General features: G+C 72.2%; 22 protein-coding genes. 8 read left to right on the forward strand and 14 right to left on the reverse strand.

Annotated elements, in window-relative coordinates; genetic code table 11:
- Positions 1-8: 8 nt before the first annotated feature.
- Genes fahA through BUB97_RS20025 form a run of 5 tightly spaced genes read right to left on the reverse strand, consistent with a single transcriptional unit; the run spans position 9 to position 5,470 of the window.
- Complete coding sequence (gene fahA, locus BUB97_RS20005; protein ID WP_073138054.1) at positions 9-1,289, reverse strand: fumarylacetoacetase; 1,281 nt, start codon at positions 1,287-1,289, stop codon at positions 9-11.
- 17 nt (positions 1,290-1,306) lie between these two features.
- Positions 1,307-2,644, reverse strand: a complete 1,338-nt coding sequence (gene hmgA / locus BUB97_RS20010) for a homogentisate 1,2-dioxygenase (RefSeq protein WP_073138056.1) — start codon at positions 2,642-2,644, stop codon at positions 1,307-1,309.
- A gap of 14 nt (positions 2,645-2,658) precedes the next feature.
- On the reverse strand, positions 2,659-3,639 hold the full coding sequence (locus tag BUB97_RS20015; RefSeq protein ID WP_073138058.1) for an MBL fold metallo-hydrolase: 981 nt from the start codon (positions 3,637-3,639) through the stop codon (positions 2,659-2,661).
- A gap of 11 nt (positions 3,640-3,650) precedes the next feature.
- Complete coding sequence (locus BUB97_RS20020) at positions 3,651-3,878, reverse strand: DUF2783 domain-containing protein (protein ID WP_086062388.1); 228 nt, start codon at positions 3,876-3,878, stop codon at positions 3,651-3,653.
- On the reverse strand, positions 3,878-5,470 hold the full coding sequence (locus BUB97_RS20025) for an FAD-dependent oxidoreductase (RefSeq protein WP_073138062.1): 1,593 nt from the start codon (positions 5,468-5,470) through the stop codon (positions 3,878-3,880). Before BUB97_RS20025 ends, BUB97_RS20020 begins: the two co-directional genes overlap by 1 nt.
- Before the next feature lie 120 nt (positions 5,471-5,590).
- Here BUB97_RS20025 and BUB97_RS20030 point away from each other — a divergent pair, with 120 nt between their 5' ends.
- The 7 genes from BUB97_RS20030 to BUB97_RS20060 all read left to right on the forward strand — a co-directional run bounded on the left by BUB97_RS20030 (position 5,591) and on the right by BUB97_RS20060 (position 13,598).
- A complete protein-coding gene (locus BUB97_RS20030) occupies positions 5,591-6,082 on the forward strand; it encodes a MarR family winged helix-turn-helix transcriptional regulator (RefSeq protein ID WP_073138064.1) in 492 nt (163 codons plus the stop codon).
- 123 nt (positions 6,083-6,205) lie between these two features.
- Entirely contained in the window at positions 6,206-7,453 is a 1,248-nt protein-coding gene (locus tag BUB97_RS20035) for an NAD(P)/FAD-dependent oxidoreductase (RefSeq protein ID WP_073138066.1), read from the forward strand.
- Positions 7,454-7,487: 34 nt separating this feature from the next.
- Entirely contained in the window at positions 7,488-8,492 is a 1,005-nt protein-coding gene (locus BUB97_RS20040) for a tripartite tricarboxylate transporter substrate binding protein (protein WP_073138068.1), read from the forward strand.
- A gap of 56 nt (positions 8,493-8,548) precedes the next feature.
- Positions 8,549-10,567, forward strand: coding sequence for a hydantoinase/oxoprolinase family protein (locus BUB97_RS20045; RefSeq protein ID WP_073138070.1), 2,019 nt, complete (start codon positions 8,549-8,551; stop codon positions 10,565-10,567).
- On the forward strand, positions 10,564-12,150 hold the full coding sequence (locus BUB97_RS20050) for a hydantoinase B/oxoprolinase family protein (RefSeq protein WP_073138072.1): 1,587 nt from the start codon (positions 10,564-10,566) through the stop codon (positions 12,148-12,150). Before BUB97_RS20045 ends, BUB97_RS20050 begins: the two co-directional genes overlap by 4 nt.
- Positions 12,147-13,127, forward strand: a complete 981-nt coding sequence (locus BUB97_RS20055) for a Bug family tripartite tricarboxylate transporter substrate binding protein (protein ID WP_073138073.1) — start codon at positions 12,147-12,149, stop codon at positions 13,125-13,127. Before BUB97_RS20050 ends, BUB97_RS20055 begins: the two co-directional genes overlap by 4 nt.
- A 258-nt stretch (positions 13,128-13,385) precedes the next feature.
- Complete coding sequence (locus BUB97_RS20060; protein ID WP_073138075.1) at positions 13,386-13,598, forward strand: hypothetical protein; 213 nt, start codon at positions 13,386-13,388, stop codon at positions 13,596-13,598.
- Between the two features lie 15 nt (positions 13,599-13,613).
- Here BUB97_RS20060 and BUB97_RS20065 read toward each other — a convergent pair whose 3' ends face one another.
- On the reverse strand, positions 13,614-13,907 hold the full coding sequence (locus BUB97_RS20065) for a hypothetical protein (RefSeq protein ID WP_139281403.1): 294 nt from the start codon (positions 13,905-13,907) through the stop codon (positions 13,614-13,616).
- Between the two features lie 117 nt (positions 13,908-14,024).
- On the opposite strand from BUB97_RS20065, the gene BUB97_RS20070 reads away from it, so the two are divergent.
- The gene (locus BUB97_RS20070; RefSeq protein WP_086062391.1) at positions 14,025-15,341 is read left to right on the forward strand and encodes an erythromycin esterase family protein; all 1,317 of its coding nucleotides are present in this window, start codon (positions 14,025-14,027) and stop codon (positions 15,339-15,341) included.
- A gap of 9 nt (positions 15,342-15,350) precedes the next feature.
- Here the strand turns inward: BUB97_RS20070 and BUB97_RS20075 are convergent, their stop codons facing one another.
- The 8 genes from BUB97_RS20075 to BUB97_RS20105 form a co-directional block, all read right to left on the reverse strand.
- Positions 15,351-18,656, reverse strand: coding sequence for a DEAD/DEAH box helicase (locus BUB97_RS20075; RefSeq protein ID WP_086062392.1), 3,306 nt, complete (start codon positions 18,654-18,656; stop codon positions 15,351-15,353).
- Positions 18,657-18,987: 331 nt separating this feature from the next.
- The gene (locus BUB97_RS20080) at positions 18,988-19,875 is read right to left on the reverse strand and encodes a class I SAM-dependent DNA methyltransferase (protein WP_073138083.1); all 888 of its coding nucleotides are present in this window, start codon (positions 19,873-19,875) and stop codon (positions 18,988-18,990) included.
- Positions 19,872-20,882, reverse strand: coding sequence for a GNAT family N-acetyltransferase (locus tag BUB97_RS25585; protein ID WP_086062393.1), 1,011 nt, complete (start codon positions 20,880-20,882; stop codon positions 19,872-19,874). Before BUB97_RS25585 ends, BUB97_RS20080 begins: the two co-directional genes overlap by 4 nt.
- On the reverse strand, positions 20,879-21,925 hold the full coding sequence (locus tag BUB97_RS25590) for a glycosyltransferase (RefSeq protein WP_086062394.1): 1,047 nt from the start codon (positions 21,923-21,925) through the stop codon (positions 20,879-20,881). Before BUB97_RS25590 ends, BUB97_RS25585 begins: the two co-directional genes overlap by 4 nt.
- A complete protein-coding gene (locus BUB97_RS20090) occupies positions 21,922-22,725 on the reverse strand; it encodes a PIG-L deacetylase family protein (protein ID WP_073138085.1) in 804 nt (267 codons plus the stop codon). Before BUB97_RS20090 ends, BUB97_RS25590 begins: the two co-directional genes overlap by 4 nt.
- Positions 22,722-23,540, reverse strand: a complete 819-nt coding sequence (locus BUB97_RS20095; RefSeq protein ID WP_073138087.1) for a TIGR04290 family methyltransferase — start codon at positions 23,538-23,540, stop codon at positions 22,722-22,724. Before BUB97_RS20095 ends, BUB97_RS20090 begins: the two co-directional genes overlap by 4 nt.
- Positions 23,537-24,331, reverse strand: coding sequence for a sugar phosphate nucleotidyltransferase (locus BUB97_RS20100; RefSeq protein WP_073138089.1), 795 nt, complete (start codon positions 24,329-24,331; stop codon positions 23,537-23,539). Before BUB97_RS20100 ends, BUB97_RS20095 begins: the two co-directional genes overlap by 4 nt.
- Entirely contained in the window at positions 24,328-25,434 is a 1,107-nt protein-coding gene (locus tag BUB97_RS20105; protein ID WP_073138091.1) for a CgeB family protein, read from the reverse strand. Before BUB97_RS20105 ends, BUB97_RS20100 begins: the two co-directional genes overlap by 4 nt.
- Positions 25,435-25,436 lie beyond the last annotated feature (2 nt).

The following is a 25,436-nucleotide window of genomic DNA, read 5'->3' on the forward strand; positions in this document are numbered from 1 at the left end:
GTCGGGCGTCAGTTGGCCGGCAGGATGGTCGCGCGGCAATCCCCAAAACCGATGCCGGCGAAACCATCGCGCGCGGCGCGGGCGCGGAGGATGATCTCGTCGCCATCCTCCAGGAAGCGCCGCGTCTCGCCGGAGGGGAGTTGGACGGGCTCCTTCCCGCCCTTCGTCGTCTCCAGAAGGCTGCCGAAGCCCGCGGCATCGGGGGCGGAGATGGTGCCGGAGCCGAGCAGGTCGCCCGGGTTCAGGTCGCAGCCATTGGAGGTGTGGTGCGCGACCATCTGCGCCACGGTCCAGTACATGTGGCGCGTGTTGGAGAGGGAGAGCCGGTGCGGGGCCATGCCCTTGCCGCGCATCGCCGCGGTGAGGATCAGCACCTCCAGCGCGATGTCGAAGGCGCCGGCCGCCTGGTCGGCCTCATCCAGCAGATAGGGCAGCGGCGCCGGGTCGCCCTCCGGGCGGGGCGGCTGCGGGGCCCGGAAGGGCTCCAGGGCCTCCGGCGTGATCACCCAGGGGGAGACGGTCGAGCCGAAGTTCTTCGCCAGGAACGGGCCGAGGGGCTGGTACTCCCAGGCCTGGATGTCGCGCGCGGACCAGTCGTTCAGCAGCCCGTAGCCGGCGATATGGGCCGGGGCGCGGGAGATGGGGATGGCGTCGCCCAGCGTGTTCCCGGGGCCAATCCAGATCGCCAGCTCCAGCTCGTAGTCCAGTCGCTCGCAGGGCGCGAAACGGGGCGTGTCGGAGTCCGGCGCCTTGAGCTGGCCCTTGGGGCGGCGGATATCCGTGCCGGAGGCGCGCACGGAGGAGGCGCGGCCGTGATAGCCGATCGGGACGTGCTTGTAGTTCGGCAGCAGCGGGTTATCCGGGCGGAACACCTTGCCGATATTCGTCGCGTGGTGGATGCCCACGTAGAAATCGGTGTAGTCGCCGATCTTGCTCGGCACGAGAAGCGTCGCGCCCTCCGTGGGGTGAAGATGCGGCTCGACGGCCGCGCGATGCGCGGGGTCCGAGAGCAGCTCGGACAGGCGGGCGCGAAGCGATTTGCGCACCCCCTCCCCCAGCGCGAAGAGCGCGTTGAGGCCGGGATGCGCCGCGGCGTCGCGGATCTCGTCATCCACCGGAGCCGCGGTGAGGTCGAGGATCATGTCCCCGATAGCCACGCCGACCCGCGCGCCGCCCATGTCGAGCGGGATGAAGGTGCCGAGGGGCAGGTTCTGGATGGGGAAGTCCGGATGCCCGTTGGCGGATTCCACCCAGCTGCGGAGCGCGGGGTCGTGCGTGGCGTCGGTCATTCCTGGTTTGTCACCCCTTAGCGCTGGTTCGGATTGAAGTGCTTCTGCAGGCCCGCGCCGTAGCCGGCATAGTCCCGCTGGAACTGCGGGGCCTCGGCGGCGTAACGCGTGACGCGCTGCGGCAGGCGCGTTTCCAGCATGAAGGCCATGGTGCCCTCCAGCTTGTGCGGCTTCAATTCCGCGTTGCTGGCGGCCTCGAAGGCGGACATGTCGGGCCCATGGGGCAGCATGCAGTTGTGAAGCGAGAAGCCGCCCGGGACGAAGCCGCCGCCGGTCTTGGCGTCGTACACACCCTCCACCAGACCCATGAACTCGCTCATGACGTTCATGTGGTACCAGGGCGGGCGGAAGGTGTTCTCGCCGACCAGCCAGCGGTCGGAGAAGAGGACGAAGTCGATATTCGCCGTGCCCGGCGTCTCGCTGGGCGAGGTCATGACGGTGAAGATCGAGGGATCCGCGTGGTCGAACAGGATCGGGCCGACCGGGGAGTAGCGGCGCAGGTCGTATTTGTAGGGCGCGTAATTGCCGTGCCAGGCGACGACATCCAGCGGCGAATGGGCCAGCTCGGTGCGCCAGAGGGTGCCGCCCCACTTCACCACCATGGTGGAGGGCGCGTCGCGGTCCTCATAGGCCGCGACCGGGGTGAGGAAGTCCCGCTGGTTGGCCATGCAGTTGGCGCCGATGGGCCCGCGCTCCGGCAGGGTGAAGGCGCCGCCGTAGTTTTCGCAGAGATAGCCGCGGGCGGGACCGCCGGGCAGCTCCACGCGGATCTTCACGCCGCGCGGGATCACCGCGATCTCGCCAGGGGCGATGTCGATGATGCCGAACTCGGTCGCGAGGCGCAGCGCGCCCTGCTGGGGCACGAAGAGCATCTCGCCATCGGCGTTGTAGAAGTACTCGTCCTGCATGGAGCGGGTGACGAGATAGACATGGGCGCCCATGCCGGTCTGGCTGCCGGCATCGCCCGCCGTGGTGATGGTGCGGATGCCCTCGAGGAAGGAGACCTTCTCCTCCGGCAGCGGGATGGGGTCCCAGCGCTGGGGCGCGAGGGGCAGGTCCACCTCCACCGCGGGGGCCGTGCGCCAGAGGCCGGCATCCATCTTCGTGAAGGAGCCCCAATGCGCGACGGTCGGGCGGATGCGGTAGAGCCAGGACCGCTCATTCGTCATGCGCGGCGCGGTGAAGGGCGAGCCGGAGAGCTGCTCGGCATAGAGGCCGTAGGGGCAGCGCTGGGGCGAGTTGCGCCCGATGGGCAGTGCGCCCGGCAGGGCCTCGGTCTCGAAGCCGTTGCCGAAGCCGGGCATGTAGCCCGTCTCGTTCCTCGTCAGCGGCTGTGGGCGGAACGGGGCATTCATGGGGGAGCCTCCTGTTACCGGTCGAGTTCGGCGGATTTCATCTCGGTCCCGTGCTCGAGCGAACGCCACATTTCGACGTCGCGCTCGGCGGTCCAGATGCGGGGGTGGTCGAGGCCCTTCGCCTCGTCATAGGCGCGCGAGACATCGAAGGGCATGCAGTGGTCGAAGATCACCCAGTGCCCGTATTTCGGGCGCATGGCGGAGATGGCCTCGTCATAGACCTGCTTCAGCGAGGCACCGGCGGCGACGCCCTTCTTCGCGATCACGAAGAGGTCGCGCGTGAAGTCGGCGGTGCCGGTCAACCCTTCCTCGATCCTCTCCGGCGTGGTGAGCGAGGCGCCACGGCCCGGGACGAGGGCGGCAGGCCTGAGCGCGCGGATCGCGTCGAGCGTGCCGGGCCAGTCGGCGAAATGCGCGTCGCCGCAATAGGGGGTGGCGCCGTATTCCACGCAGTCGCCGGCGAAGAGGACGCGCTCCTTGGGCAGCCAGACCACCGTGTCACCGGCGGTGTGGGAGCGGCCGATATGGATGATCTGCACCTCGCGCTTGCCCATCCAGAGCGTCATCTTCTTCTGGAAGGTCACATGCGGCCAGGTCAGGCCGGGGATGCTCTCCTTTCCGCGGAACAGGCGTGGGAAGCGGCCGATCTCGCTGTCCATGTCCTGCTGGCCGCGCTCGACGATCAGGTCGCGCGTGACGTCGGAGGCGATAATCTGCGCGCCCTCGTAGCCGGAGGCACCGAGCACGCGGACGGCGTGGTAGTGGGAGAGGACGACATGCGTCACCGGCTTGTCCGTCACGGTGCGGATGCGCGCGATCACGTCCTGCGCCATGCGGGGCGTCGCCTGGGCGTCCACCACCAGAACGCCCTCGTCCCCGATGACGACGCCCGAATTCGGGTCGCCCTCCGCCGTGTAGCCATAGAGCCCCGGGCCCAGCTCGTCGAAGGAGATGGTCTTCTCGGCGAGGTCGTTGGTGCTGGCGAAACCGGACATGCGGGATTCCTTCAGGCGCGGGCGGCGATGGTGGCGTCGTGCCCGGCGGGCTCGATGCCCTGGCGGGCGCGGGCCATGGCCTGGCGCAGAACGGCCATGTCCCCGATATGGTTGGAGAGGAGGAGGATCAGCCGCGCATCCACGGCGCGCGCCTGGTCCGGGGTGAGATCCTGGTGGATCGCCAGCAGCGCCTCGTAGAACTCGTCCGGCGCGGCGATGTTGGTCTCGGTATTGAGCATCAGGCCCTCCCGGTCGCACGGTCGAGCGCGGCGCGCACGTCCTGCGGGTCGAAGCGCCGCCAGCGGGCGCAGACATGCTGGTCCGGGCGGAGGAGATAGGTGGTGCCGGGGCGGGCGTCGTAGCGGGCCGCGGCCACGCCCCCCGCATCCTCCTCCGTCGAGAGATTGACGACGCGGATCGCGGGCACCGTTTCCGGCATGGTGGGGGCTGAGGCGCCGAAATGCAGCAGGGTGAAGCCGCCGCCCAGGCGGCGCAGCAGCCAGTCATCGCCCAGCGGGGCGTCGAGCGCGGGCGCGCCGGGGACCATGGGAGCATCGAACACGTCGGAATCCGGCGTGTTCAGCGGGGATGCGCGATAGGTGCTGGGCAGCGAGAGGCGGCCGCTGTTCACCATGCGGCGGGCGAAGGCGCAGTCCTTCGCCAGCTCCAGCACGGCGTCGCGGAAGGCGCGGCTGCTCTCGTTCTTGGGGGTGATGAAATCGGTGGAGCGGGTGGAGTTGAGGATGTTCTCGTCCGCCGCCGCCACCCGCTCGGCATCGTAGCTGTCCAGCAGGGAATCCGGTGCCGCGCCGCGGAGCACGAGGGCGAGCTTCCATGCGAGGTTCTCGGCGTCCTGGATGCCGCTGTTGGCGCCCCGCGCGCCGAAGGGCGAAACCCCATGCGCGGCATCGCCGGCGAAGATCACGCGGCCATGGCGGAAGCGCTCCATCCGCAGGCAGGAAAAGGTGTAGACGCTGACCCATTCCAGCTCGAACTCGGCGTCCCGGCCCAGCAGCGCCCGCACGCGGGGGATGACCCTCTCGGGCCGCTTCTCCTCCTCCGGGTCGGCATCCCAGCCCAACTGGAAGTCGATGCGCCAGACGCCGTCGGGCTGGCTGTGCAGCAGGACCGACTGGTTCGGGTGGAAGGGGGGGTCGAACCAGAACCAGCGCTCGGCCGGGAAGTCCGCCTTCATGCGCACATCGGCGATGAGGAAGCGGTCGCGGAAGGTGCGGCCCTTGCTTTCCAGACCCATGGCCCGGCGGATGGGGGAGCGCGCGCCATCGGCGGCGACCACGTAGTCGGCGAGGATCCGGTAGTCGCCCTCCGGCGTCTCCACCGTCAGCTCGACGCCATCCTCCCGCGCATCCAGCGCGGCCACCTTGTTGCCCCAGCGGATCTCGATGTTGGGAAGCGACCGGGCGCGGTCGAGCAGGAAGCCTTCGACATAGTATTGCTGGAGGTTGATGAAGGCGGGCCGGTGGTGGCCGCCTTCGGGCAGCAGGTCGAAGCTGTAGACGGGCTCGTCGCGGTGGAAGACCCGGCCAAGATTCCAGGTGACGCCCTTCTCCACCATGCGGTCGCCGCAGCCGAGGCGGTCAAAGATCTCGAGCGTGCGTTTGGCGAAGCAGATGGCGCGGGAGCCGTGGGAGAGGCAGCGGTCGTCATCGAGCAGCAGCACGCGCAGCCCGGATTGCGCGAGGTCTATGGCGGTGGCGAGGCCGACGGGCCCCGCGCCCACCACCACAACGGGGTGATGCGCGACCTGCGCCGCCGATTGGTCCGGCGAGCGTTGGTATTCGAAGCGCAGCAACTGGTAGTCGATATGCACGACCGACCCCTCCCGGCATTTCCCCTGATGCCGCCTTCTTGCCCCGCTTCTGGCGGGCGATGCGGCCTGGATGTTATGCTCACCGCATATCATCTCGTTTGAGACGAAATCAAGTGCCCGATGAGGAGGCGCGCCATCCCCCCGCCGAAAACCGATGCCCCGCTCCGCCTCGCGGATTTCCTGCCCTACCGGATCTCGGTCGCGGCCGAGAGCGTGAGCCGGGCCTTCGCCGAGCGCTACGAGGCGGAATTCGGCCTCTCCATCCCGGAATGGCGGGTGATGGCGGTGCTGGGCGAAGGGGAGTCGCTCTCGACCCAGGCGGTGATCGCGCGGACGGAGATGGACCGGGTGAAGGTCAGCCGAGCGGTGATCCGGCTGGCGGATAAGGGGCTGATCAGCCGGGCGGCGCATCCGGAGGACCAGCGCGCGCAGGTGCTGCGCCTCGCGCCGCGGGGTCTGACCCTCTACCGCCGCATCGTGCCCCGTGCCCATGCGCTGCAGGCCGAGTTGGCTGAGGTGCTGACGGCCGAGGAGATCGCGGCGCTGGGGGGAATGCTGGAAAGGCTGCGGCGGAGGGCCTCGCGTCTTCTCGGCGAAGATGGCGAGGGCTGAGGCCGGCGGGGCGCGGGGTTCATGACCTGGCAGCCCGCCATCCGCCTCTGTTCAGCATCGCCCGACCTCTCCTAGGCTCCCCCGGGGGGCGGTGCCGACTCCGCGGCCATGATGGGGACAGGGATGCGGATCGCCGTCATCGGGAATGGGATCGTGGGCAGTTGCTGCGCCGCCTGGCTGCAGCGCGACGGGCACCAGGTCACCTTCATCGATCCGCTCGGCCCGGCGGAGGCGACCTCCTTCGGCAATGCCGGCTCGCTCTCCCCCTCGGCCTGCCTGCCCGTGGGCATGCCGGGCATGTGGAAGAAGGTGCCGGGCTGGCTGCTCGATCCTCTCGGCCCGCTTTCCGTGCGCTGGTCCTACGCGCCCGTGGCCGCGCCCTGGCTGCTGCGCTTCCTGCGGGCAAGCGAGCCCGCGCAGGTCGTGCGGATCGCGGCGGCGCTGCGCGGGCTGCTGGCGCCGATCTTCGAATGCTACGAGCCGCTGCTGCAGCGGGCGGGGGCGACCTCGCTCGTGAACCGCAGCGGCTGCCTCTATGTCTATTCCGGGCCGGAGGCGGCGCGGCAGTGGAAGTGGGGGATGGATCTCCGCCGTTCGCTCGGCGTCGAGATGCGCGACGTGGACGAGGATGAGCTCATCGCGCTGGAGCCGGACCTGAAGGGGCGCTTCCGCTTCGGCATCCTGGCGCCGGAGAACGGCTCCACCACCGACCCGGCCGCGCTGACCCGCGCCATCTTCAACCGCTGCACGCAGGATGGCGCGGCCGTGGTGCGGGCGCGCGCCACCGGCTTCCGCAAGGCGGGCACGGAGGTGGCCGCCGTGCGGCTGGAGGGCGGGCGCGAGGTGGAATGCGACGGTGTGGTGCTGGCGGGCGGCGCCTGGTCCGCCCGGCTCGCGCGGCAGCTTGGCCCCGCCATCCCGCTGGAGACGCAGCGCGGCTACCATGTGACGGTCGGCAGCAACAACCTGGCGCTCCGGCACACCGTCATGGCGGTGGAGCACAACATGATGGTGAACCCCATGGGCATGGGGCTGCGCCTCGCCGGCTCGGTGGAGTTCGCGGGGCTTTCGGCACCGCCGAACTATGAAAGGGCGGATGTGCTGCTCGCCCGGGGGAAGGAGATGTTCCCGCATCTCGACACCAGCCAGACGACGCAATGGATGGGGCACCGCCCCTGCCTGCCGGACAGCCTGCCCGTGATCGGCGCGGCGCCGCGGGCGGGCAATGCCTGGTTCGCCTTCGGGCATGGGCATGTCGGCATGTGTGGCGCGGCCAGCACGGGGCGGGAGGTGGCGAATCTCGTCGCCGGCCGCGCGACCGCGATCGACCTCGCGCCCTTCGCGCCCACCCGTTTCCGGCGCGCCGCCTGATGCAGACCCTCCCCCACCCTGAAAGGACCCGGCCATGACCCCGCCCGTCGCCCGCCGCGCACTCGCCCTTGGTGCTCTGGGAGGGGCCCTGGGAGGGGCCCTGGGAATGGCGGCGGCCATGCCGGCGCGGGCGCAGGCGGCCTGGCCCACCCGGCCCGTGCGGATCGTCGTGCCCTTCCCCCCCGGCGGCAGCACGGATGTGCTGGCGCGGCGCCTGGCCGAACGCATGACCCCCGCCCTGGGGCAGCCGGTGCTGGTGGAGAACCGCCCGGGCGCGGGCGGCACGACGGGGGCGGATTTCGTCTCCAAATCGGCGCCGGACGGGCACACGCTGCTGATGGGCGTGACCGGCAGCAACGCCATCGCGGCCAGCCTCTTCCCCAACCTGCCCTATGATCCCGTGGCGGGTTTCGCGCCCGTCTCCCGCGTCGTCTCGGCCCCGCTGGTGGTGGTGGCGGGCCCTGCCCTGCCCGTGGCGGACCTGCCCGCCTATATCGCGGCGGCGAAGGCCGCGCCCGGGGGCATCACCTATGCGACGCCGGGCAACGGCACCTCCATGCATCTCACCGGGGTGATGTTCGGGCTCTCGGCAGGAGTGGAGCTGACGCATGTCCCCTATCGCGGCTCCGCCCAGGCGACGACGGACCTGATGGCGGGGCTGGTGAAATCCTCCTTCGCCGACCTGCTCGTCATCCTGCCGCAGCTGCGCGCGGGCACGGTGAAGGCCCTGGCGGTGACGGGGGCCGAGCGGCATCCGCTGCTGCCGGAGGTGCCGACCGTGGCCGAGGCGGCGCTGCCCGGCTTCCAGGCGGAATCCTGGCAGGGCGTCTTGGCGCCGCCGGGCACGCCCCCTGCCCTGCTGGCGCGCCTGCATGAGGAGGTGGCGCGCGCCATGCAGGCACCCGAGATCCGCGACGCCTTCGCGCAGCAGGGCTTCCGGGTGGAGGCCACGCCGCCGGCGGATTTCGCGGCCTTCGTGAAGGCCGAGGTGGCGAAATGGGCACGCGTGGTGAAGGATGGCGGCGTGCGGCTGGACTGAGCGCCGCGCGCCGCTCCCCTCCTCGTCATCGCTGAAGCAAAGGTTGGAACGGGCTCTTGGACATCGGTATCGATATTGGCGGCACCTTCACGGATGCCGTGCTGCGCGGCGGCGACGGGGCGTTGCGTTCACTGAAGGTTCCCAGCACGCCGGATGATCCGGCGCGCGCCGTGGGCCATGCGCTCTCCCGCCTCCTTGGCGGGGATGCGGCGCCGGGCGCGGTCCGGCGCTTCCTGCACGGCACCACGGTGGCCACCAACGCGATCCTCGAGAACACGGCGGCGCCAACCGGGCTGATCACCACCGCGGGCTTCGCTGACATCATCGAGCTCGGGCGGATGACCCGGGCCTCGAACTACGACCTGCTCTTCGGACCGCAGACGCCGGTGGCGCTGATCCCGCCGGAGCGGCGGATGGAGGTACTGGAGCGGATTGGCGCGGATGGAAGCGTGCTGGAGCCGCTGGACGAGGAGGGCGTGGCGCGGGCCGCGCGGGCGTTGGAAGCGGCGGGGGTGAAGGCGGTCGCGATCTGCTTCCTCTTCGCCTTCCTCGACCCCGCGCATGAGCGGCGTGCGCGGGAGATCGTGCGGGACACCTGCCCGGCGATGGCGGTCTCCCTCTCCTCCGAGGTGGACCCGGCGCCGCGCGAATATGAGCGGACCTGCGCGACCGCCTTCGACGCGGCGCTGAAGCCCGTGATGAGCGACTATCTCGGCCGGATCGAGGCCATCCTGCGGGGCGCCGGGATCGGCGTGCCGATGCAGGTGATGCATTCGCGCGGCGGGCTGCTGGGCGCGGGGGCGGCGCGCGGAAAGCCGATCCGGCTGACCCTTTCGGGCCCCTCGGCGGCGGCGATCGGGGCGGCGGCGGTGCTGCGCGGCGCGGGCATGCCGGATGGCGTTTCCATCGATGTGGGCGGGACGAGCGCCGACGTGGCGGTGATCCGCGACGGCGCGCCGGCGCTGCGGATGGACGGGATGATCGGCACCTTCCCCGTGCGCGTGCCCACCGCCGACGTGCTGGCCGTGGCGGCGGGCGGCGGCTCCATCGCCTGGATCGACGATGCGGGCGGGCTGCGGGTGGGGCCACGCTCGGCTGGGGCGGTGCCAGGGCCGGCCTGCTACCGGCGCGGCGGCACGCGGCCGACGGTGCTGGATGCCTCCGTGGTGCTCGGCCTGGTGGACCCCGCGCGCTTCGCTGCGGGGGAGCTGGTGCTGGACGCGGCGGCGGCGGCCGAGGCGATCGAGCGGGAGATCGCGGGGCCGCTCGGCCTCGGGCTGCGGGAGGCGGCGGTGGCCATCCACCGCGTGATCAACGCCACCATGGCGGAAGCCGTGCGGAGCGTGACGGTGGCGCGCGGCACCGACCCGCGCGAGCTGCCCCTGGTGCCGGCCGGCGGCGGCGGCGGGCTCCATGCCTATGCCATCGCGGAGGAACTGGGGCAGACCCGCATCGTGGTCCCGGCCGCGCCGGGGGTGCTGGCCGCCACGGGGCTGCTGGCGGCGCCGCTGGAACATGACGCCGCGCGGGGCTTCGGCCGGCCGCTGGACGAGTTGCCGGATGCGGCGCTGCGCGATGCGATCGGCGCGCTGGTGGCGGAGACGCGGGCGGCCATGCTGGCGGATGGGGCGGAGGCCGATGCAGCGGAGGTGCTGGTGACAGCCAGCGCCAGCTTCATCGGCCAGGGGCATAGCCTGGACGTGGCCCTGCCGCCCGACATCGCCGCGCCGGGCGCGGCCATCCATGAGGGCTTCATCGCCGCGCATCGCGCCGCCTACGGGCATGCGCGCCAGGCCCCGGTGCGGCTCGTCTCGCTGCGCGTGGTACGGCGGCTGCGGCCCTTGGAGGCCTCGGCTCCCGTCGCCGCGCGGATCGATGCGCGGCCCGGAAGCCGCACCGCGGTGATCGGCGGGGTGGCGCAGGAGGTGGCGGTGGTGCCGCGCGGGAGCCTCGCGCCCGGCGAGGTGCTGCGCGGCCCCGCCATTCTCGAACAGGATGACACGACGCTGGTCGTGCCGGCCGAATGGCGCGTCACGGCCCATCCGGCGCATCTGCTGATGGAGCGCGCCGCATGAGCGCCGAACGCCTCGACCCCGCCACCATCGAGATCGTCCGCCGCCGGCTGGAGGCGGTCGCGGAGGAGATGCAGGCGGTGATGCTGCGCTCCGCCGTCTCGCCCATCGTGCGAGAGGCCAATGACGCCTCGGCCAGCCTGTTCCTGCCGGATGGCACGGTGATGGCGCAGTCCATCTCCCTGCCCCTGCTGCTGGGATGCCTGATGCCGGCCGTGGCGCGCATGCTGCGGGACTTCCCGGTGGAGGAGATGCGGCCGGGCGACGTCTACCTGATGAACGACCCCTATGACGGGGGCACGCATATCCCGGACGTGTCGCTGATGGTGCCGGTCTTCGCCGAGGGGCGGGTGATCGCCCTCGCCGGGACCATCCTGCACCACCAGGACCTGGGCGGGCTCACCCCAGGCTCCCTGCCCACCACCTCCACCGAGATCTTCCAGGAGGGGCTGCGCCTGCCGCCGCTGCGCCTGGCGCGGGAAGGGGTGTCGGACCCGCAGATCCTGCGGATCATCGCGCTCAACACCCGCACGCCCGATGCCTTCGCCTGGGACCTGGAGGCGCAGATCGCCGCCTGCCGCGTGGCCGCGACGCGGATGGAGGAGCTGGCGGGGCGCCATGGGGCGGATGCGCTGACGGCGATGATGCAGGAGCTGGTGCGCCGCGCCGAGGCCGCGACGCGCGCGGCCATCCGCGCCATCCCCGATGGCAGCTGGACCTATGAGGACGCGCTCGACAATGACGGAATCGAGCTGGACCGCGAGGTGCCGATCCGGGTGCGGGTGACGGTGGAGGGCGACGCGATCACCTTCGACTTCACCGGCACCTCGCCCCAGGTGCGCGGGCCGGTGAATGCCGCGCCCGCCGGGGTGATGGCCGGCTGCTTCTTCGCCCTGCGCGCCGTGACGGGGCCGGACATTCCGAACAACGGCGGCTGCGCGCGGCCCCTGCGCGTCGTCCTGCCCGAGGGGTCGCTGCTGAACCCGCGCATGCCCGCGCCGCTGAACGCGCGCACGGGCACGGTGAAGCTGCTGACCAATGCCATCCTCGGCGCGCTCGCCCAGGCGCTGCCGGACCGGATCCCGGCGGCCAATTCGGGCTGCTCGACCGTCATGGCGCTGTCCGGCCGCCGCGCGGACGGCTCGGCCCGGGTGGTGACGGAGGTGCTGGCCGGCGGCAGCGGCGGCTCCGCCCAGGGGCCGGGCGTGCATGGCGTCTCGACCGATGTCGGCAACACGATGAACCTGCCGGTCGAGGCGATGGAAACCGATGCGCCGGTGCGGGTGCACCATTGGCGCGTGCGGCGGGGTTCCGGCGGCGCGGGGTTGCATCCCGGCGGCTGCGGCATCGACCGCGAATACGAGGTGCTGCGCGGGCCGCTCACCCTCACCTTCCGGGGGGAGCGGCATTTCCACGCGGCACGGGGCAGCGCCGGCGGCGGGGATGGCCGCGTGGCGGAAGCCTGGGTGGTCCGCAACGACGGACGAAGGGAGGCGGTGCGCTCCAAGCTCACCACGGTGCTGAACACGGGCGACCGGCTGCTGATGGGCACGGCCGGCGCCGGAGGCTGGGGGCCAACCACATGACGAAGCGCGCTTTCGCATCGCTAATCCTGTCCTCGCTGGCCCTGGGCGCGCTCGCGCCCCCGGCGGCGGCGCAGATAGATCCCACGCGCACGGTCCGGCTGATCGTCGGCTATGCGCCCGGGGGTTCCTTCGACGTCACGGGCCGCCTGGTGGCGGATGGGCTGCGCGAGCGGCTGGGGGTGAATGCCATCGTCGAGAACCGGCCCGGCGCGGGCGGGACCATCGGCTCCGACTATGTGGCCAAGGCTCCGGCGGACGGCACGGTGCTGCTGATCGGCGGCGCCGGCTCCCATGGAGTGACGCCGGCGGTGCGGCGCAACCTGCCCTTCGACACGGCGCGCGACTTCACCGCCATCGCCCGCGTGGCGGAATTCGCCAATGTCATGGTGGTGGGCGGCAACTCGCCCGCGCGTGACGTGAAGGGCTTCATCGAGATGGGCCGGGCCATGCCGGCCGGGCTCAACTTCGGCTCCCAGGGCGCGGGCACCTCGATCCACCTGACCGGAGAGATGTTCCGCCTGCGCTCGGGCCTGCCCATGACCCATGTGCCCTATCGCGGCAGCGCGCCGGCGGTGGTGGACCTACAGGCTGGGCGCATTCAGGTCATGTTCGACAACCTGCCCAATGTGTTCGGCCAGATCCAGGCAGGCACGCTGCGGGCGCTGGCCGTCACCTCCGCCGCGCGGCTGCCGAACCTCCCCGACGTGCCCACCATGGCGGAAGCCGGGGTGCCGGATTTCGTGGTGACAAGCTGGGTGGGCGTCTACGGACCCGCGGGCCTGCCCGCCAGAACCGTGCAACAACTCTCCGACGCCATCCTGGAGACCGTCCGCTCCCCGGCCGGCCAGGCACGGCTGCGGACGATCAGCGCCGAGCCCGCCCCGGCCGGCGCGGCGGAATTCGACGCCGTGTGGCGGGCCGATATGCGGCGCTGGGCGGATGTGGTGCGGGAGGCGAAGATCGAGGTGGAGGACTGAGGCCCTCCTGCGGCAGTTCCGGCTTGCTGGATTCCGTTTGAGGGCTCCGCCCTCGCCCGCCAAGGGCCTGAGGCCCTTGGAACCCCGTCTGACTGTCGTGGATACCCCGGATCAGCGGGGTCTCTGGTGAGTGGTCCGGGGAGAGGAAGAATTCTTTCTTCCTCTCCCCGGGACAGACCAACAGACCAGACCATGATCCCGAAGCGAATGCCGCCCCCGTGCGTTTTCGCCGCTGTGCTGCTTCGTGGAGGCGCCATCATGCCGCTCGGTCCCGCTCGGCGAAACCAGGGTTTCTCGGAGGCCGATCCCTTCGATCTCTGGCTACGGCGCAGCCTGCATCAGAGCTGGGACGGCGCGCTGGACGAGCCGGTGCCCGATGACCTGCTGCGCCTGTTCAGCGATGGCCGGGGGGATCGGGAAGCACTGAGAACGCGCTGGCTCCGGGCGGAGAAGGAACCCCGCCAGGAGTGAGGGCGCCAGGCCGCGTCAGTGCCGCCCGTCAGTCCGATCCGAGCGGCGCGACTGGGCGATGCGGTCGAGCATCTGGGTCGCGTAATGGCTGGCATCCGTCAGGCCCGGCGCGTCGGCCGGCGGCTCGTCCAGGTCCCGCGCGGCCTCGGAGCTCTTGGCCACGAAGACCAGCATGGAAACCACTTCCTGCAAGTCGTTCTGCGGCAGGCGCGCGGCGACGGCGGCCACGGTCATTTCGAGGACCAGCAGGCGCATGCTGGCGATTCCCATGTCGGGGATGGGGTCGGGAACGTCTTGGCTACTGGCCACGCACAACCCTCGCGCGATGAAGGGTGCAGCTTATGGTGGTGCCCCCGGCAGCGCAAGAATGGCACCCTGGAGGCGGCGCGGCCCGCACCGGAGGGGAGCGCGGCGCGTTAACGCCCCATGCGAAACGCGACTGAGAGCCTGGCACCGATGATCGGCCAGGCAGCCGAGCCCCTGCCCGCCCCCGAGGAGCCGGGCTTCGGCGCCTTCTTCGACCGCTTCGCCGGGGCGCGGGTGGTGCTCCTGGGCGAATGCAGCCATGGCACGGCCGAGTTCTACCGCGCCCGGGCCGCCATCACGCGGCGCCTGATCGAGGCGCATGGCTTCACGATCGTGGCGGTGGAGGCGGATTGGCCCGATGCGGCGGCGATCGACCGGCAGCTCCGCGGCCGCCCCCCCGAGCCGGATGGCGAGGCCCCCTTCCGCCGGTTCCCGACCTGGATGTGGCGCAACACGGATGTCGCCGCCTTCCTGGGCTGGCTGCGGGGGTGGAATACCGGGCGGGAGCCCGGGGCACAGGCAGGCTTCTACGGGCTGGACCTCTACAACCTCTCCGCCTCGGTGGAGGCGGTGCTGCGCTACCTCGACCGGGTGGACCCCGAGGCGGCGGCGGTGGCGCGGGAGCGCTATGGCTGCCTCATGCCCTGGATGGACGAGCCGCAGGATTATGGCCGCATGGCCCTCTCCCGCGGCTACGCGCCCTGCGAGGAGGGCGCGGTGGAGACGTTGCGCGACCTGCTGGAGAAGCGGCGCGACTATGCGGGCGCCGGTGGCGAAAGCTATCTGGACGCGGCCGCCAGCGCGCGGCTGGTGAAGAATGCCGAGGAATACTACCGCCTCATGTATTACGGCGGGGCGCGGAGCTGGAACCTGCGCGACACGCATATGTTCGAGACACTCTGCGCGCTGCTGGAGGCGAAGGGACCGCAATCCCGTGCCGTGGTCTGGGCGCACAACTCCCATATCGGCGATGCGTCGCGCACCGATATGGGGCGCGAGCGGGGGGAGCTGAACATCGGCCAGCTCTGCCGCGAGCGCTTCGGGCAGGATGCCGCGCTGATCGGCTTCGGGACGCATACGGGCACGGTGGCCTGCGCGACCGACTGGGACGAGCCGATGCAGGTGAAGCGGGTGAACCCCTCCCGCCCCGACAGCTATGAATGGCTCGCCCATGAAAGCGGCCTGGGGCGCTTCCTGCTGGACCTGCGCGAGGGACGGCTGCCGCCCGCGCTGCGGGAGGCGCTGATGGAGGAGCGGCTGGAGCGCTTCATCGGCGTGATCTACCGGCCGGAGACGGAGCGCTGGAGCCACTACTCCGCCTGCACCCTGCCGGAGCAGTTCGACGCCTATGTCTGGTTCGACGAGACGACCGCCGTGACGCCGCTGCCCGGCCCGGAGGAGGCGGGGCCGGAGGAGACCTTCCCCACCGGCCTTTAGCGCGGCGCCCTACGCCGCCTCGCGTTCCCCCTTCGCCGCCGCGCGCCGCCTGCGTGGCGTGAGGCGCTTGAGCAGCTCCGTGGCGGTGGCGAGCAGCGCCGCCTCGTCCTCGCTGTTCCGCCGCAGCAGGATGCGCTCGCCCCGCGCCTCCAGCGGCGGCTCGACGGCGGGCGGCGTGCCGCGGAAGCTCGCGGCGGCCGCGCTGGGCCCCACTTCGAGCTTCGCGATGCCGAGCCGCCGGCAGCGCACGCGCAAGCGGGCCAGGGCGAGAAGGTTGGCGGCCATGCCCGGCGGCGGGCCGAAGCGGTCGGCCATCTCCTCGGCGAACTCGCCCAGGGCGGCGGCGTCTCCCCGGCGCTGCATCGCGGCGAGCCGCGCATGCAGCTCCACCCGCGCCGCCTCGTCCTCCACGTAGTCGCGCGGGATACCCGCCGGGATGCCGATGGTGAGGACGGGCATCCAGTCCTCCTCCACCGCCTCGCCGCGCGCCGCGTGCAGGGCGCGGTCCAGCAGGTGCTGGTAGAGCTCGAGCCCGATCAGCTTCACATGGCCGGCCTGGTCCTCGCCCAGCAGGTCGCCGGCGCCGCGCAGGTCCATGTCGCGCGCGCTGATGGCGAAGCCGGCGCCGATCCGGTCGAAGGCCTCCAGCGCCTTCAGCCGCTTGAGGGTGAGGGCCGAGGGCGGGTCATCCGGATCGGTCATCAGGATGATGGTGCCGCGCACCCTCCCGCGCCCGACGCGGCCGCGAAGCTGGTGGAGCTGGCCGAGGCCGAAGCGGTCCGCGCGCCAGACGAGCATGGTGTTGGCGCGCGGCACGTCGAGCCCCGTCTCGACGATGTTGGTGGAGAGCAGGACATCCCCCTCCCCCTCCGCGAAGCGCACCAGCGCGGTGTCCACCTGATCCGCCGGCATCTCACCATGCGCCTCGATGATCTCGAGGCCGGGCAGCAGGGAGCGGATCCGCTCGCCCATGCCGGGCAGGTCCTCGATGCGCGCGCAGACGACGAAGCTCTGGCCGCCCCGGCGATGCTCGCGCGCGAGGGCCTGCTGGAGCACGGCGTCGTCCAGCGGCACATGCACGGTGCGGATGGGCTGGCGGCGGCCGGGTGGGGTCGCGATGACGCTGAGCTCCTCCAGCCCGACCAGCGCGGATTGCAGCGTGCGCGGGATGGGGGTGGCGGTCATCGCCATGACATGCGCGCCCTCGCCGAGCCCGCGGACCATCGCCTTCTGCCGCGTGCCGAAGCGCTGCTCCTCGTCGATGATGACGAGGCCGAGATCGGCGAAGCGCACGCCCTTGCCGGCGAGCGCCTGGGTGCCGATGACGATGCGCACGCCCCCATCCGCCAAGCCGGCCTTCACCGCCTTCGCCTCGGTCGCTGAGGAAAGCCGCGAGAGCTGCTCGATGCGGATCGGCTCGCCCCTCCAGCGCAGCCCGGCGAAGCGGCGGCGGAAGGTGGTGAGATGCTGGCGGACGAGCACGGTGGTCGGGGCCAGCAGCGCGACCTGCTTGCCCGCCAAGGCTGCCACGGCCGCCGCGCGCAGGGCGACCTCGGTCTTGCCGAAGCCGACATCGCCGCAGACCAGGCGGTTCATCGGGTGGCCGGAGGCGAGATCGGCCAGCACGGCGTCGATCGCCTCTGCCTGGTCCTCCGTCAGCGTGTAGGGAAAGCGCGCGACGAAGCGGTCATAGGCGCCGCCGCGCGCCTTCAGCACGGGGGCCTCTCGCTGCCCAGCCTCCTGCGCGAGGGCGATGAGGGTCCGGGCCGTCTCGGCGATCTGCGCCTCCACCTCGGCCCGGCGCCTGGGCCAGGCCTCTCCGTCCAGCCGGTCGAGGCTGACCCCCTCGGCCTCCGCGCCGTAGCGCCAGAGCCGGTCCATCTCGTCGATCGGCACGAGCTGCGTCGCGCCGGCGGCATATTCCAGCTTCAGGCAATCCAGCGTGACATCGCCCGCCGTCACGCTCTCCACCCCGCGCAGGGCGCCGAGGCCGTGGTCGAGATGGATCACCGCATCGCCGGGCTGCAGGCCCGTGCTGGCCAGGCGGAGGATCCGCTCCCGCTCGGGCGAGGCATGCCGGATCGCCGAGGGACGAAGGTCGTTGGGGGAGATGACAACGGCGTCCGCCGTCGTGAAGCCGGCCTCCAGCATGCCCTCGAGCAGGCCGATCGTGCCCGGCGGCGACTCCCGCAGGGCGGCCCAGCCTTCCAGGGGCACGGGGTCGCGCTCCAGGCGCTGGCGGATGAGCGCGACGAGCGCACGGCTGCGCTGGCGGCCCCGGCCGGCGATGGCGACGCGCCGGCCGGCCTCGGTCGCCTCCTCCAGGAAGTCGAGGAAGGCATCCTCGGGCTCGCGGGCATCGCGGAAACGCGGCAGCGTCCCCTCGGGCTCGTCCTCGGGCGACTCCTCCAGCGCGGTCACCTCGCGCCCTGCCATGGCGTCCTTCCAGGCCGCCTCGTCGAGATGCAGCTTCGCCGGCTCCGACGCGCGGTGCACGCCTTCCCCTGGGGCGGCGAGGGCGAAACGCGCGCGGAAGGCGTCCGCGACCTCCGCCGCGCGTTGCGCGCGCAGCTCCTCCACCTCCGGGTCCAGCACCACGGGGGCGCCGGGCAACAGGTCGAAAAGGGTGGTGAGGGCGGGAAGGAGATCGGCCAGGGCGTGCTCCACCCCCTGGCTGTGTTCCTCCTCCGAATCCTCGGGCAGGACCCATTCGGAGACCGGGCCGAGGGTGACGGCCCCGACCTCCTCCAGGCTGCGCTGCGTGAGCGGGTCGTAACGGCGGATGGAGGCGATGCGGCCTTCCTCCACCTCGATCCGGCAGGGCAAGGCTCCCTCCCCCGGCGGATGCACGTCCAGCACCATGCCATGCAGCGCCGCCTCGCCGGGCTCGTCCACCCGGTCGTCCAGCACGTAGCCCAGCTGGCGCAGGCGCCGCTCCAATGCCTCCGCCTCCACGGCCTGGCCGGCCTCCAGCCGCAGCTCCGCATAGGCTGCCGGCCGCGGCAGGCGCTGCGTCGCGGCATCCACGCTGGCCAGGACCAGCACCGGCCCCTCGTCGCGCGCGGAGAGCGCGTGCAAGGCCGCCATGCGCAGGCCCATCACGGCGCGGGACGGCGAGGTGCGGTCATAGGGAAGGCAGTCCCAGGCGGGCAGGAGCAGCACGCGCAACCCGGGCGCCAGGGCATGGGCCGCGGCCGCCAGCCGCGCCGCCCGCGCCTCGCTGCGGGCCAGGTGGATCAACGCGCCGCCGTGCGCCGCATGCTCCACCAGCCCGGCGGCCAACAGCCCCTCCGGTTCCGCCGCCAGACCGGCCATCTGCTCCCCCCTGATCATACGCCCTCGCAGAACGTCCCATGCGGCAGGGTGGCGGCATGTGCGGCGACAGGGACAGGGATGCCGGGCCTGCGCTTGCTGCCCCCGGGAGCCAGCGGGCTCCCCGGACCCCGCGCCAAGCCTACCGGGGATGCGATGATCGCTGCTGCGCCGCAGGCCTTTTTGATTTCGGTGGCGCTTGGTGCCGCTTCAGTCGCCTGAGGTCATAGACCTCAGGCGCACCTCCAGCCCAACATTCCACGGCAGTCTTCCAAAAGAAGATGAGGGAGGGTCCGGGAGGGAGAATTCCTTCTCCCTCCCGGGGCGCCACCGTTCAGGACCGCCTCACCACCGGCCGCCGGAACAGGAAGGCCGCCCCGTCCCAGAGCCGGAAGGGGGTGAGGCCGTTCACCACGAGTCTCCAGCCCCCAGCCTCCGCCCAGCGGGCCGCATCCGCGCGGTCCCGTTCCAGATCGCCACGATAGGAGAGATTGAAGATTGCGAAGGCGCCGCCCGGGCGGAGGATGCGGGCGGCATCGGCCATGTGCCGCTCCGCCAGCCCGCCGCCGGCCTGGACGAGATAGGGCATGCTGTCCACGGCCAGGATGAGGTCGAAGCCGTGCGCCGGGAGGGTGGAGAGGCCCGTGCCGGGGGTGGCCTCGAAGCGAAGGTTGGCCAGGGCGCCGTGCCGCGCGCGGGCTTCCGCCACCATGCCGGGCGAGACGTCCAGGCCGAGGACGGAGCGGCAGCGGGGCGCGAGGGCCGCGGCGACGCGCCCGATGCCGCAGCCGAGGTCGAGGATGTCCCGCTCCGGCCCGATCAGATCCTGGGCGGAGAGCCAGTCCAGGATTTCATCCGTGGCGGCGGCGAGGATGGCGGGGTCGCCCAGGGAATAGGCCGCGACGCTGGCCTCCGGCGCGTGGGCCACGGCGCGGTCGAACAGGGCGGCGATGCCGGCGATGGCCGCTTCCGGCGGGGCGTCCGCCTCGGCGTGGTCCACCCCGGCCTCGCGCAGCATCGCCGCGAGGGATTCCAGCCCGGCCGCACCGGAGGCGGCGAGCGCGTCCAGGCGCCGCCAGCGCGGATCCTCGGGGTCACGGCGCGCGTCCACGGCCTGCGCGACCTCGGCCGGCGCCGCCCCGCCCAGCAGAAGCCGCGCGAGCGCGACCTCCGGCGAGATTTGGCCCGAGAGGCAGAGGGCGATCGGGTCCGGCGCCGTCATGGCGGCAGGAGGCGGCGGCCGGCATTCACCCGGTCCACCCCGCCCCAGGCATATTTGTAGGCTTCCCCGCCGCGCAGGAAGTGGATCTCGCGCCGGCCCTCAGCGATGGCTTCCTCGATGGCGTGGCCGAGCAGGATGGTGCCGGGGCTCTCGAAGGCCCGGGCCTCGTCGAAGCCGCTCAGATAGAACAGGAGCCGGTCCGGCCCGGCGGCCAGGGCGTGGAACACGGCGGCGACCGCCCCGCCGATGCGCAGCGCATAAAGCCGCAGCGCGCCCGCCTCCTGGAGCCGAGGCAGCGCCGCGCGATGGAAGCCGAGCACGCGCGGGTCCGCCAGCACGCCGCCTTCCTCGCCGCGCCGGGTCCAGCGGGACTGGTGCATGGCGACCATCGCATCCCACAACGGGAGGACCTCCTCCTCCCCGGCGGTGGCGGCGCTCCAGCTACCGGCGCGATCCGCGCGGTGCCGGGCCATGCGGAGCTTGCGGAGCGTGTTCGCCGGAACGGGGCCGCGCAACGCCTCCACCGTTCCCGGAAGCTCGAGCACGGGACAGGGCTCCCCGGTCCACCCCTCCTCGCGCCAACCCTCGGGCGCGGGGGCGGCGCGCAGCGCGGCGCCGGGGGGCAGGTCCGGCAGGTCGCAGGGGGTGTCGTCGCCGGGGCGGGACAGCGCCGCGCGCAGCAGCGCCGCCGCCGCGCCCTCGGGCGCCTCGGGGTCGAGCAGGGCATCGAGGTAGTCGGTGATCCCGACGCCCATGGGCAGCAGTTTCCGCGTCCCGCCTTCCTCCAGGCGGTAGAGCGGGAGAAGGCCGAGCAGGCCCGAGGGGCCGCGCAGCACGGCGATGCGAGGCTGGCCGGTGCCGAAGGCCTCCCACCAGGGCAAGAGCCAGGCCGGGGACTGGAAAGGTGTGGTGCCGCCGGGGCGCGCGTCGGCGCGGCGCCACAGCGCCTCCCATTCCGGCCGGACGGCGGCGAGCGCCGCCTCCGTGTCGAGCAGCTCGGCCCTCATGCGGCGAGGCGCCGGTAGAGGGCGATGTAGTCGGCCGCCATGCGGGACCGGGAGAAGCGTTCCCGCGCCACGTGGCGGATCTCCTCGGGGTCCAGTTCGCCGACCCTTGCCATGGCCTGCGCCATCTCCCCGGCATCCTCCACGAGGAAGCCGGTGCGGCCATGCTCCACCACCTCCGGCAGCGCGCCGGCGCGGAAGGCGATGACGGGCGTGCCGCAGGCGGCGGCCTCCATGGCGACGAGGGAGCTGGTCTCCGGCGCGGTGCTGGGCACGAGCAGGCAGCGGGCCGAGGCGAGGAGCCGGCGCTTGCGGGCGAAGCCGAGCGGCCCGAGGAAGCGCCGGCACGCATCCAGCCGGGGGCGCACCTCCTCGGCGAAGAAGCGCTCATGGGCCTCATAGGGAAACACCTCCCCGCCCAGCAGCAGGGGCATGCCGGCCGCATGGGCGGCATCGAGCGCGTGGTGCTGCCCCTTCTCCGGGCAGACGCGGCCGAGCATCAGCGCATGGCCGCGGCGGGCGTGCCGGAAGCGGGCGAGTTCCTCCACCGGAACACCGTTCGGGATGGGCGGCAGGCGTGCATCCTGCCGGCAGCGCAGCGCGGCGTTCTGGGAGGCGGAGACGGCATGCAGCCAGGTGCGCGGGCGGGGCGGGTCCAGCGCGCGCATGGGGTACCAGGAGGGCGGCAGGTGCAGCGTGGCCAGAACCGGCGGGCCGGGCGGCGGCAGATAGGCGTGGAAGTCGATGCCATGCAGGTGGATGAGGTCCACATGCTCCGTCCGGAGGACCGCCCCGATGGCCGAGGCCGTCTCGTCCTCCGCGCGGCGGAGCGCGGCCTCGTCCAGCGGGCCGCGCGGGCGTGGCACGGGGTGCAGCGTGCCGGCGACCGCCGATCCCTCCTGCGCGACGACGATGGAGCGGTGGCCCGCGGCCTGGAGGGCCCGGTCCAGCGCCGAGAGCACCTGTTCGGAACCGCCCACCGCATCGGACCCAACCGGCGCCAGCGGATAGGCGACCGAGAGGATGGAGAGCGGGGCGGCGCTCATGCGAGGCCGAGGGCCTGGCGGGCCTCTGCCGCCAGGGCGCGCCAGCGCGGCCACTCCATGCCCCAGCCATGACGCTCGTAGAGGAGCTGCCCCGGATGCGGCGGCGCGCTGAAGTCATAGGCCGGCGCCGGGCGGAACAGTTCCTGCCGCAGCGGGAACTGGCGAAGCGTGGCGGCCTGGGTCGCGAAGGCGTCCATCATGGCACGCTTCCGAGCGCTCTCGCCCGGCGTGAGTTGCAGCCGGATCGGCTCCGGCCCGGGGAGGAAGCGGCCGATGGACCAGCCTTCCGGCGCCGCGTGGTAGAAGGGCGCCTCGATGATCGCGGGCCTGTCTTCGCCCCGCGCCGCGAGGAGCGCCGCCGCGGCATGGGCGCAGAAGGCCACGGCGTCATGGTCGGGGTGGCCGCCTTCAAAGGGATGGGTGAGCACCACCCGCGCCCCGTGCCCTGCCAGCTGCTCCGCCACAGCGCGCGCCAGCTCCGCCATGGCCAGGGAGGCGCCCTGGTCCGCGGCGCCGAGGGTGACGCGCCGCGCCTCCACCCCGCCCCGCAGGAGCGCGGCCTGGGCCTCCCGCTCCCGCGCGGCGGCATAATCGGCGGCGCTTTCGAAGCCGGCGGCGCGCGCATCCTCCAGGTTGCGCGGCGCGCCATCCGTCACCTGCACCAGCAGCAGGCGGCGGAACAGCGACATCACCGCCCCAGCTGCGAGAGTCTCGTCATCCGGATGGGCAAGGACGAAGGCGACCGGCTCCTCCACGGCCTCGCGCCGGGCGAGGCGCGCGAGGAGGGAAGTGGCGCTCACTCGTCCCGCCGCTCGTCCCAGGGCGCGATGCCGCCGCCCTCCGCATCCTCCGGCCCGCGCGCGGGATAGACGGCGCCGTAGAAGCGCTGGTCGCGCCCCGCGCGGCGGCAGACGAAGACCTCCGGCTCCGGCTCGGCCTCGATCGCGAAGCCGGCGGAGCGGAGCATGGCCGCCGAGCAGGCGCGGTTCGGCGCCCACCAGTTGGTGAAGTCGTCCGAATAGGACTGCTCGATGAAATGCATCTTCGGAAAGCCGGGATCGTCGAAGACCGCTGTCTCGCTGAACGGGTAGTCGGGCGCGACCGGCGCGACGCGGTCGCTGCCGCGCTGCATGGACTGGAAGATCAGCAGGTCGTCCGCGACATGCTCGTAGAGGAGGTCGAGCGCGAGGAGCGGGTGCCGGAGATGGTAGAGCACGCCCATGAAGACGACGACATCGAAGCGCTCGCCGAGCCGCGCGACATCATAGACCGAGAGGCGGCGGAACTCGATGTCCAGCCCCTCCACCTCCGCGGCGAAGCGCGCCTGGGCGAGGTAGTCCTCGTCGAAGTCCACGCCCAGCACGCGCGCGGCGCCGCGCCGCTTCATCTCCATCGAGTAGAAGCCGCCGTTGCAGCCGATATCGAGCACGGTCTTGCCCGTGAGATCGGCGGGAATGGCATGGGCGAAGCCGCGGAACTTGCTCGCGGGATAGTCGCCAAGGAAGTGGTCGGGCGCGGTGCGCACGCCCCGCAGGTCGAGGTTGTGGAACCAGGGGCCCAGCTCCACCGCGCGGGCGGCGATGCGCTCGCTCGTCCAGCCTTCCGTCTCGCTCAAGCCTTCTCTCCCGCCGTGTCGCGGCCAATCTCCCGCAGCGCATGGCCGAGCGTGTCGCTCGGGCCATCGAGCAGCCGGGATGCGTCGCGGTAGCCGTTCAACGTGCCGGTATCCACATAGCTGCTTCCCGCGCGCACGCCCCAGGCGGCGTTGCCGCGCGCGATCCAGGCATTGACGAGCGTGCCGATATACTCGTCCTGCCGGTCACGGGCCTCCCACAGCTCATGCAGGGCATGCAGCGTGGCGCCGGGCATCTTGAAGGCGCCCCAGATCCAGCGAGTGGCGGCGCCGTGGCGCTTGACCTGCACCTCACGCACGCGCCCCGCCGCGTCCGTGTCCACCGCATCGAACAGCTCCGGGCGTTCGACGGGGAAAAGGAGGAAGGAGAGGCGGTCATCGGCCAGCTCGCGCAGGGCCCCGGCGGGGAACCACACCGTGTCCGGCAGGCCGACCAGCACCTGGTCCTCCGGCGCGACGAAGGGAACGGCGCGGAAGATGGCGTCGCAAAGCCCGGCCGCGCGCTCCTGCACCGCATAGGCGATGGCGGCATCGCCGTAGCTCGCGCCGTAGTAGCGGAGGATGTCGGATTTCAGCGGGGAGATGACGAAGAGGATGCGGTCCGCCCCGCCGAGCAGCATACGCTCGACCAGATGCTCGCTGACGGCGCGCGGGCGCTCCACGCCGCTCTCGTCCACGCGGCTGCCGACCGGCAGCAACTCCTTCGAGAAGGCGAGCGGCTGGATGCGCGTGCCCTGCCCCGCGGCGGGCACGATGCCCCAGACGCGGCTCATCCGCCCGCGCCCTGGGCCGGCGAGAATGCAGGGGAATGCAAGGGCGAACTGGCGGCCTCAATGGCCGCCACCATCTCGCGCGCGCGGCGCTGGGCGGTGTGCTCGGCCAGGCAGCGCTCGCGGCCGCGCCGCGCCACCGCGGCCAGTTCCTCCTCGGGCAGGTCGATGGCGGCCAGGGCTTCCTCCGTGGAACGGGCGATCAGGATCTCGCGGCCCGGCTCGAAGAAGGCATCCAGCCCCTCCCACCAGTCCGACAGGATCGCGACCCCGCAGGCCGCCGCTTCGAAGAGCCGGCCGGAGGGGCACCAGCCCGAACGCGCCATCGCCTCCCGCGTTACGTTCAGCGTGAGGCGCGAGGCGGCGTAGAAGGCCGGGTGCTCCGCCGGTGGAAGATGCCGCAGAAACCAAGTGTTCGGCGTCCAGGGAAAGTCCTTGGGGTATTGCGCGCCGCCGATCACGAAGCGGTGCGCCGGGCGGAGGCGCGCCGGTTCGAGGAAGAGCGACTCGAGCAGCGCCTGCCGGTCCTCCGCATAGGTGCCGAGATAGGAGAGCGCGTATTCGGGCCGCGCCGGCACGGGGCAATGGATGGCGGGATCGGCCGAGCCGTAGATCGGCACCACGCGCCGCGCACCCAGCCGCTCGCGCAGCGCATCCAGCGCGGCGCCCCCGGTATAGGAGAGGACGAGGTCGAAGGCGCCCAGCCCCTCTGGGCCGATATAGCCGACCGGCTCGCCCGCCTCGAGGCGCGCGAGGGTCACGGGCGTGTCCAGGTCGTAGAAGACGCGGAGCGCGCGGCTGTCCAGCAGCAGCGCCGTCGCCTCCGCCGCATCCGGGCAATAGGAGGTGATCATCCCCGCATCCGCCTCCGCGAGGGCACGGCGCGCCTGCGGCAGGGCTTCCGCCCAATCCTTGTAGAGAACGAGCTCGCCGCCCTCGGGCAGCGCGTGCAGGTCGCGGTTCTCGGCGTAATAGGGCACGTCGCGCTCGAAGAAGGTCACGCGGTGGCCATCGGCGAGCAGCGCGGCGATGAGGGCGCGCCACAGCGCGGCATGCCCGTTCCCCCAGGAGGAGGAAAGAGCGAGCCCGAAGACGACGAGCCTCATGC

It is taken from the genome of Muricoccus roseus, from assembly GCF_900141905.1.
GTDB lineage: Bacteria > Pseudomonadota > Alphaproteobacteria > Acetobacterales > Acetobacteraceae > Roseomonas > Roseomonas rosea.

Coding starts and splice junctions, on each gene's coding strand:
- fahA (WP_073138054.1), bottom strand. CDS start 1,289: ATGACCGACGCCACGCACGACCCCGCGCTCCGCAGCTGGGTGGAATCC.
- hmgA (WP_073138056.1), bottom strand. CDS start 2,644: ATGAATGCCCCGTTCCGCCCACAGCCGCTGACGAGGAACGAGACGGGC.
- BUB97_RS20015 (WP_073138058.1), bottom strand. CDS start 3,639: ATGTCCGGTTTCGCCAGCACCAACGACCTCGCCGAGAAGACCATCTCC.
- BUB97_RS20020 (WP_086062388.1), bottom strand. CDS start 3,878: ATGCTCAATACCGAGACCAACATCGCCGCGCCGGACGAGTTCTACGAG.
- BUB97_RS20030 (WP_073138064.1), top strand. CDS start 5,591: ATGAGGAGGCGCGCCATCCCCCCGCCGAAAACCGATGCCCCGCTCCGC.
- BUB97_RS20035 (WP_073138066.1), top strand. CDS start 6,206: ATGCGGATCGCCGTCATCGGGAATGGGATCGTGGGCAGTTGCTGCGCC.
- BUB97_RS20040 (WP_073138068.1), top strand. CDS start 7,488: ATGACCCCGCCCGTCGCCCGCCGCGCACTCGCCCTTGGTGCTCTGGGA.
- BUB97_RS20050 (WP_073138072.1), top strand. CDS start 10,564: ATGAGCGCCGAACGCCTCGACCCCGCCACCATCGAGATCGTCCGCCGC.
- BUB97_RS20055 (WP_073138073.1), top strand. CDS start 12,147: ATGACGAAGCGCGCTTTCGCATCGCTAATCCTGTCCTCGCTGGCCCTG.
- BUB97_RS20060 (WP_073138075.1), top strand. CDS start 13,386: ATGCCGCTCGGTCCCGCTCGGCGAAACCAGGGTTTCTCGGAGGCCGAT.
- BUB97_RS20070 (WP_086062391.1), top strand. CDS start 14,025: ATGCGAAACGCGACTGAGAGCCTGGCACCGATGATCGGCCAGGCAGCC.
- BUB97_RS20075 (WP_086062392.1), bottom strand. CDS start 18,656: ATGGCCGGTCTGGCGGCGGAACCGGAGGGGCTGTTGGCCGCCGGGCTG.
- BUB97_RS20080 (WP_073138083.1), bottom strand. CDS start 19,875: ATGACGGCGCCGGACCCGATCGCCCTCTGCCTCTCGGGCCAAATCTCG.
- BUB97_RS25585 (WP_086062393.1), bottom strand. CDS start 20,882: ATGAGGGCCGAGCTGCTCGACACGGAGGCGGCGCTCGCCGCCGTCCGG.
- BUB97_RS25590 (WP_086062394.1), bottom strand. CDS start 21,925: ATGAGCGCCGCCCCGCTCTCCATCCTCTCGGTCGCCTATCCGCTGGCG.
- BUB97_RS20100 (WP_073138089.1), bottom strand. CDS start 24,331: ATGAGCCGCGTCTGGGGCATCGTGCCCGCCGCGGGGCAGGGCACGCGC.
- BUB97_RS20105 (WP_073138091.1), bottom strand. CDS start 25,434: ATGAGGCTCGTCGTCTTCGGGCTCGCTCTTTCCTCCTCCTGGGGGAAC.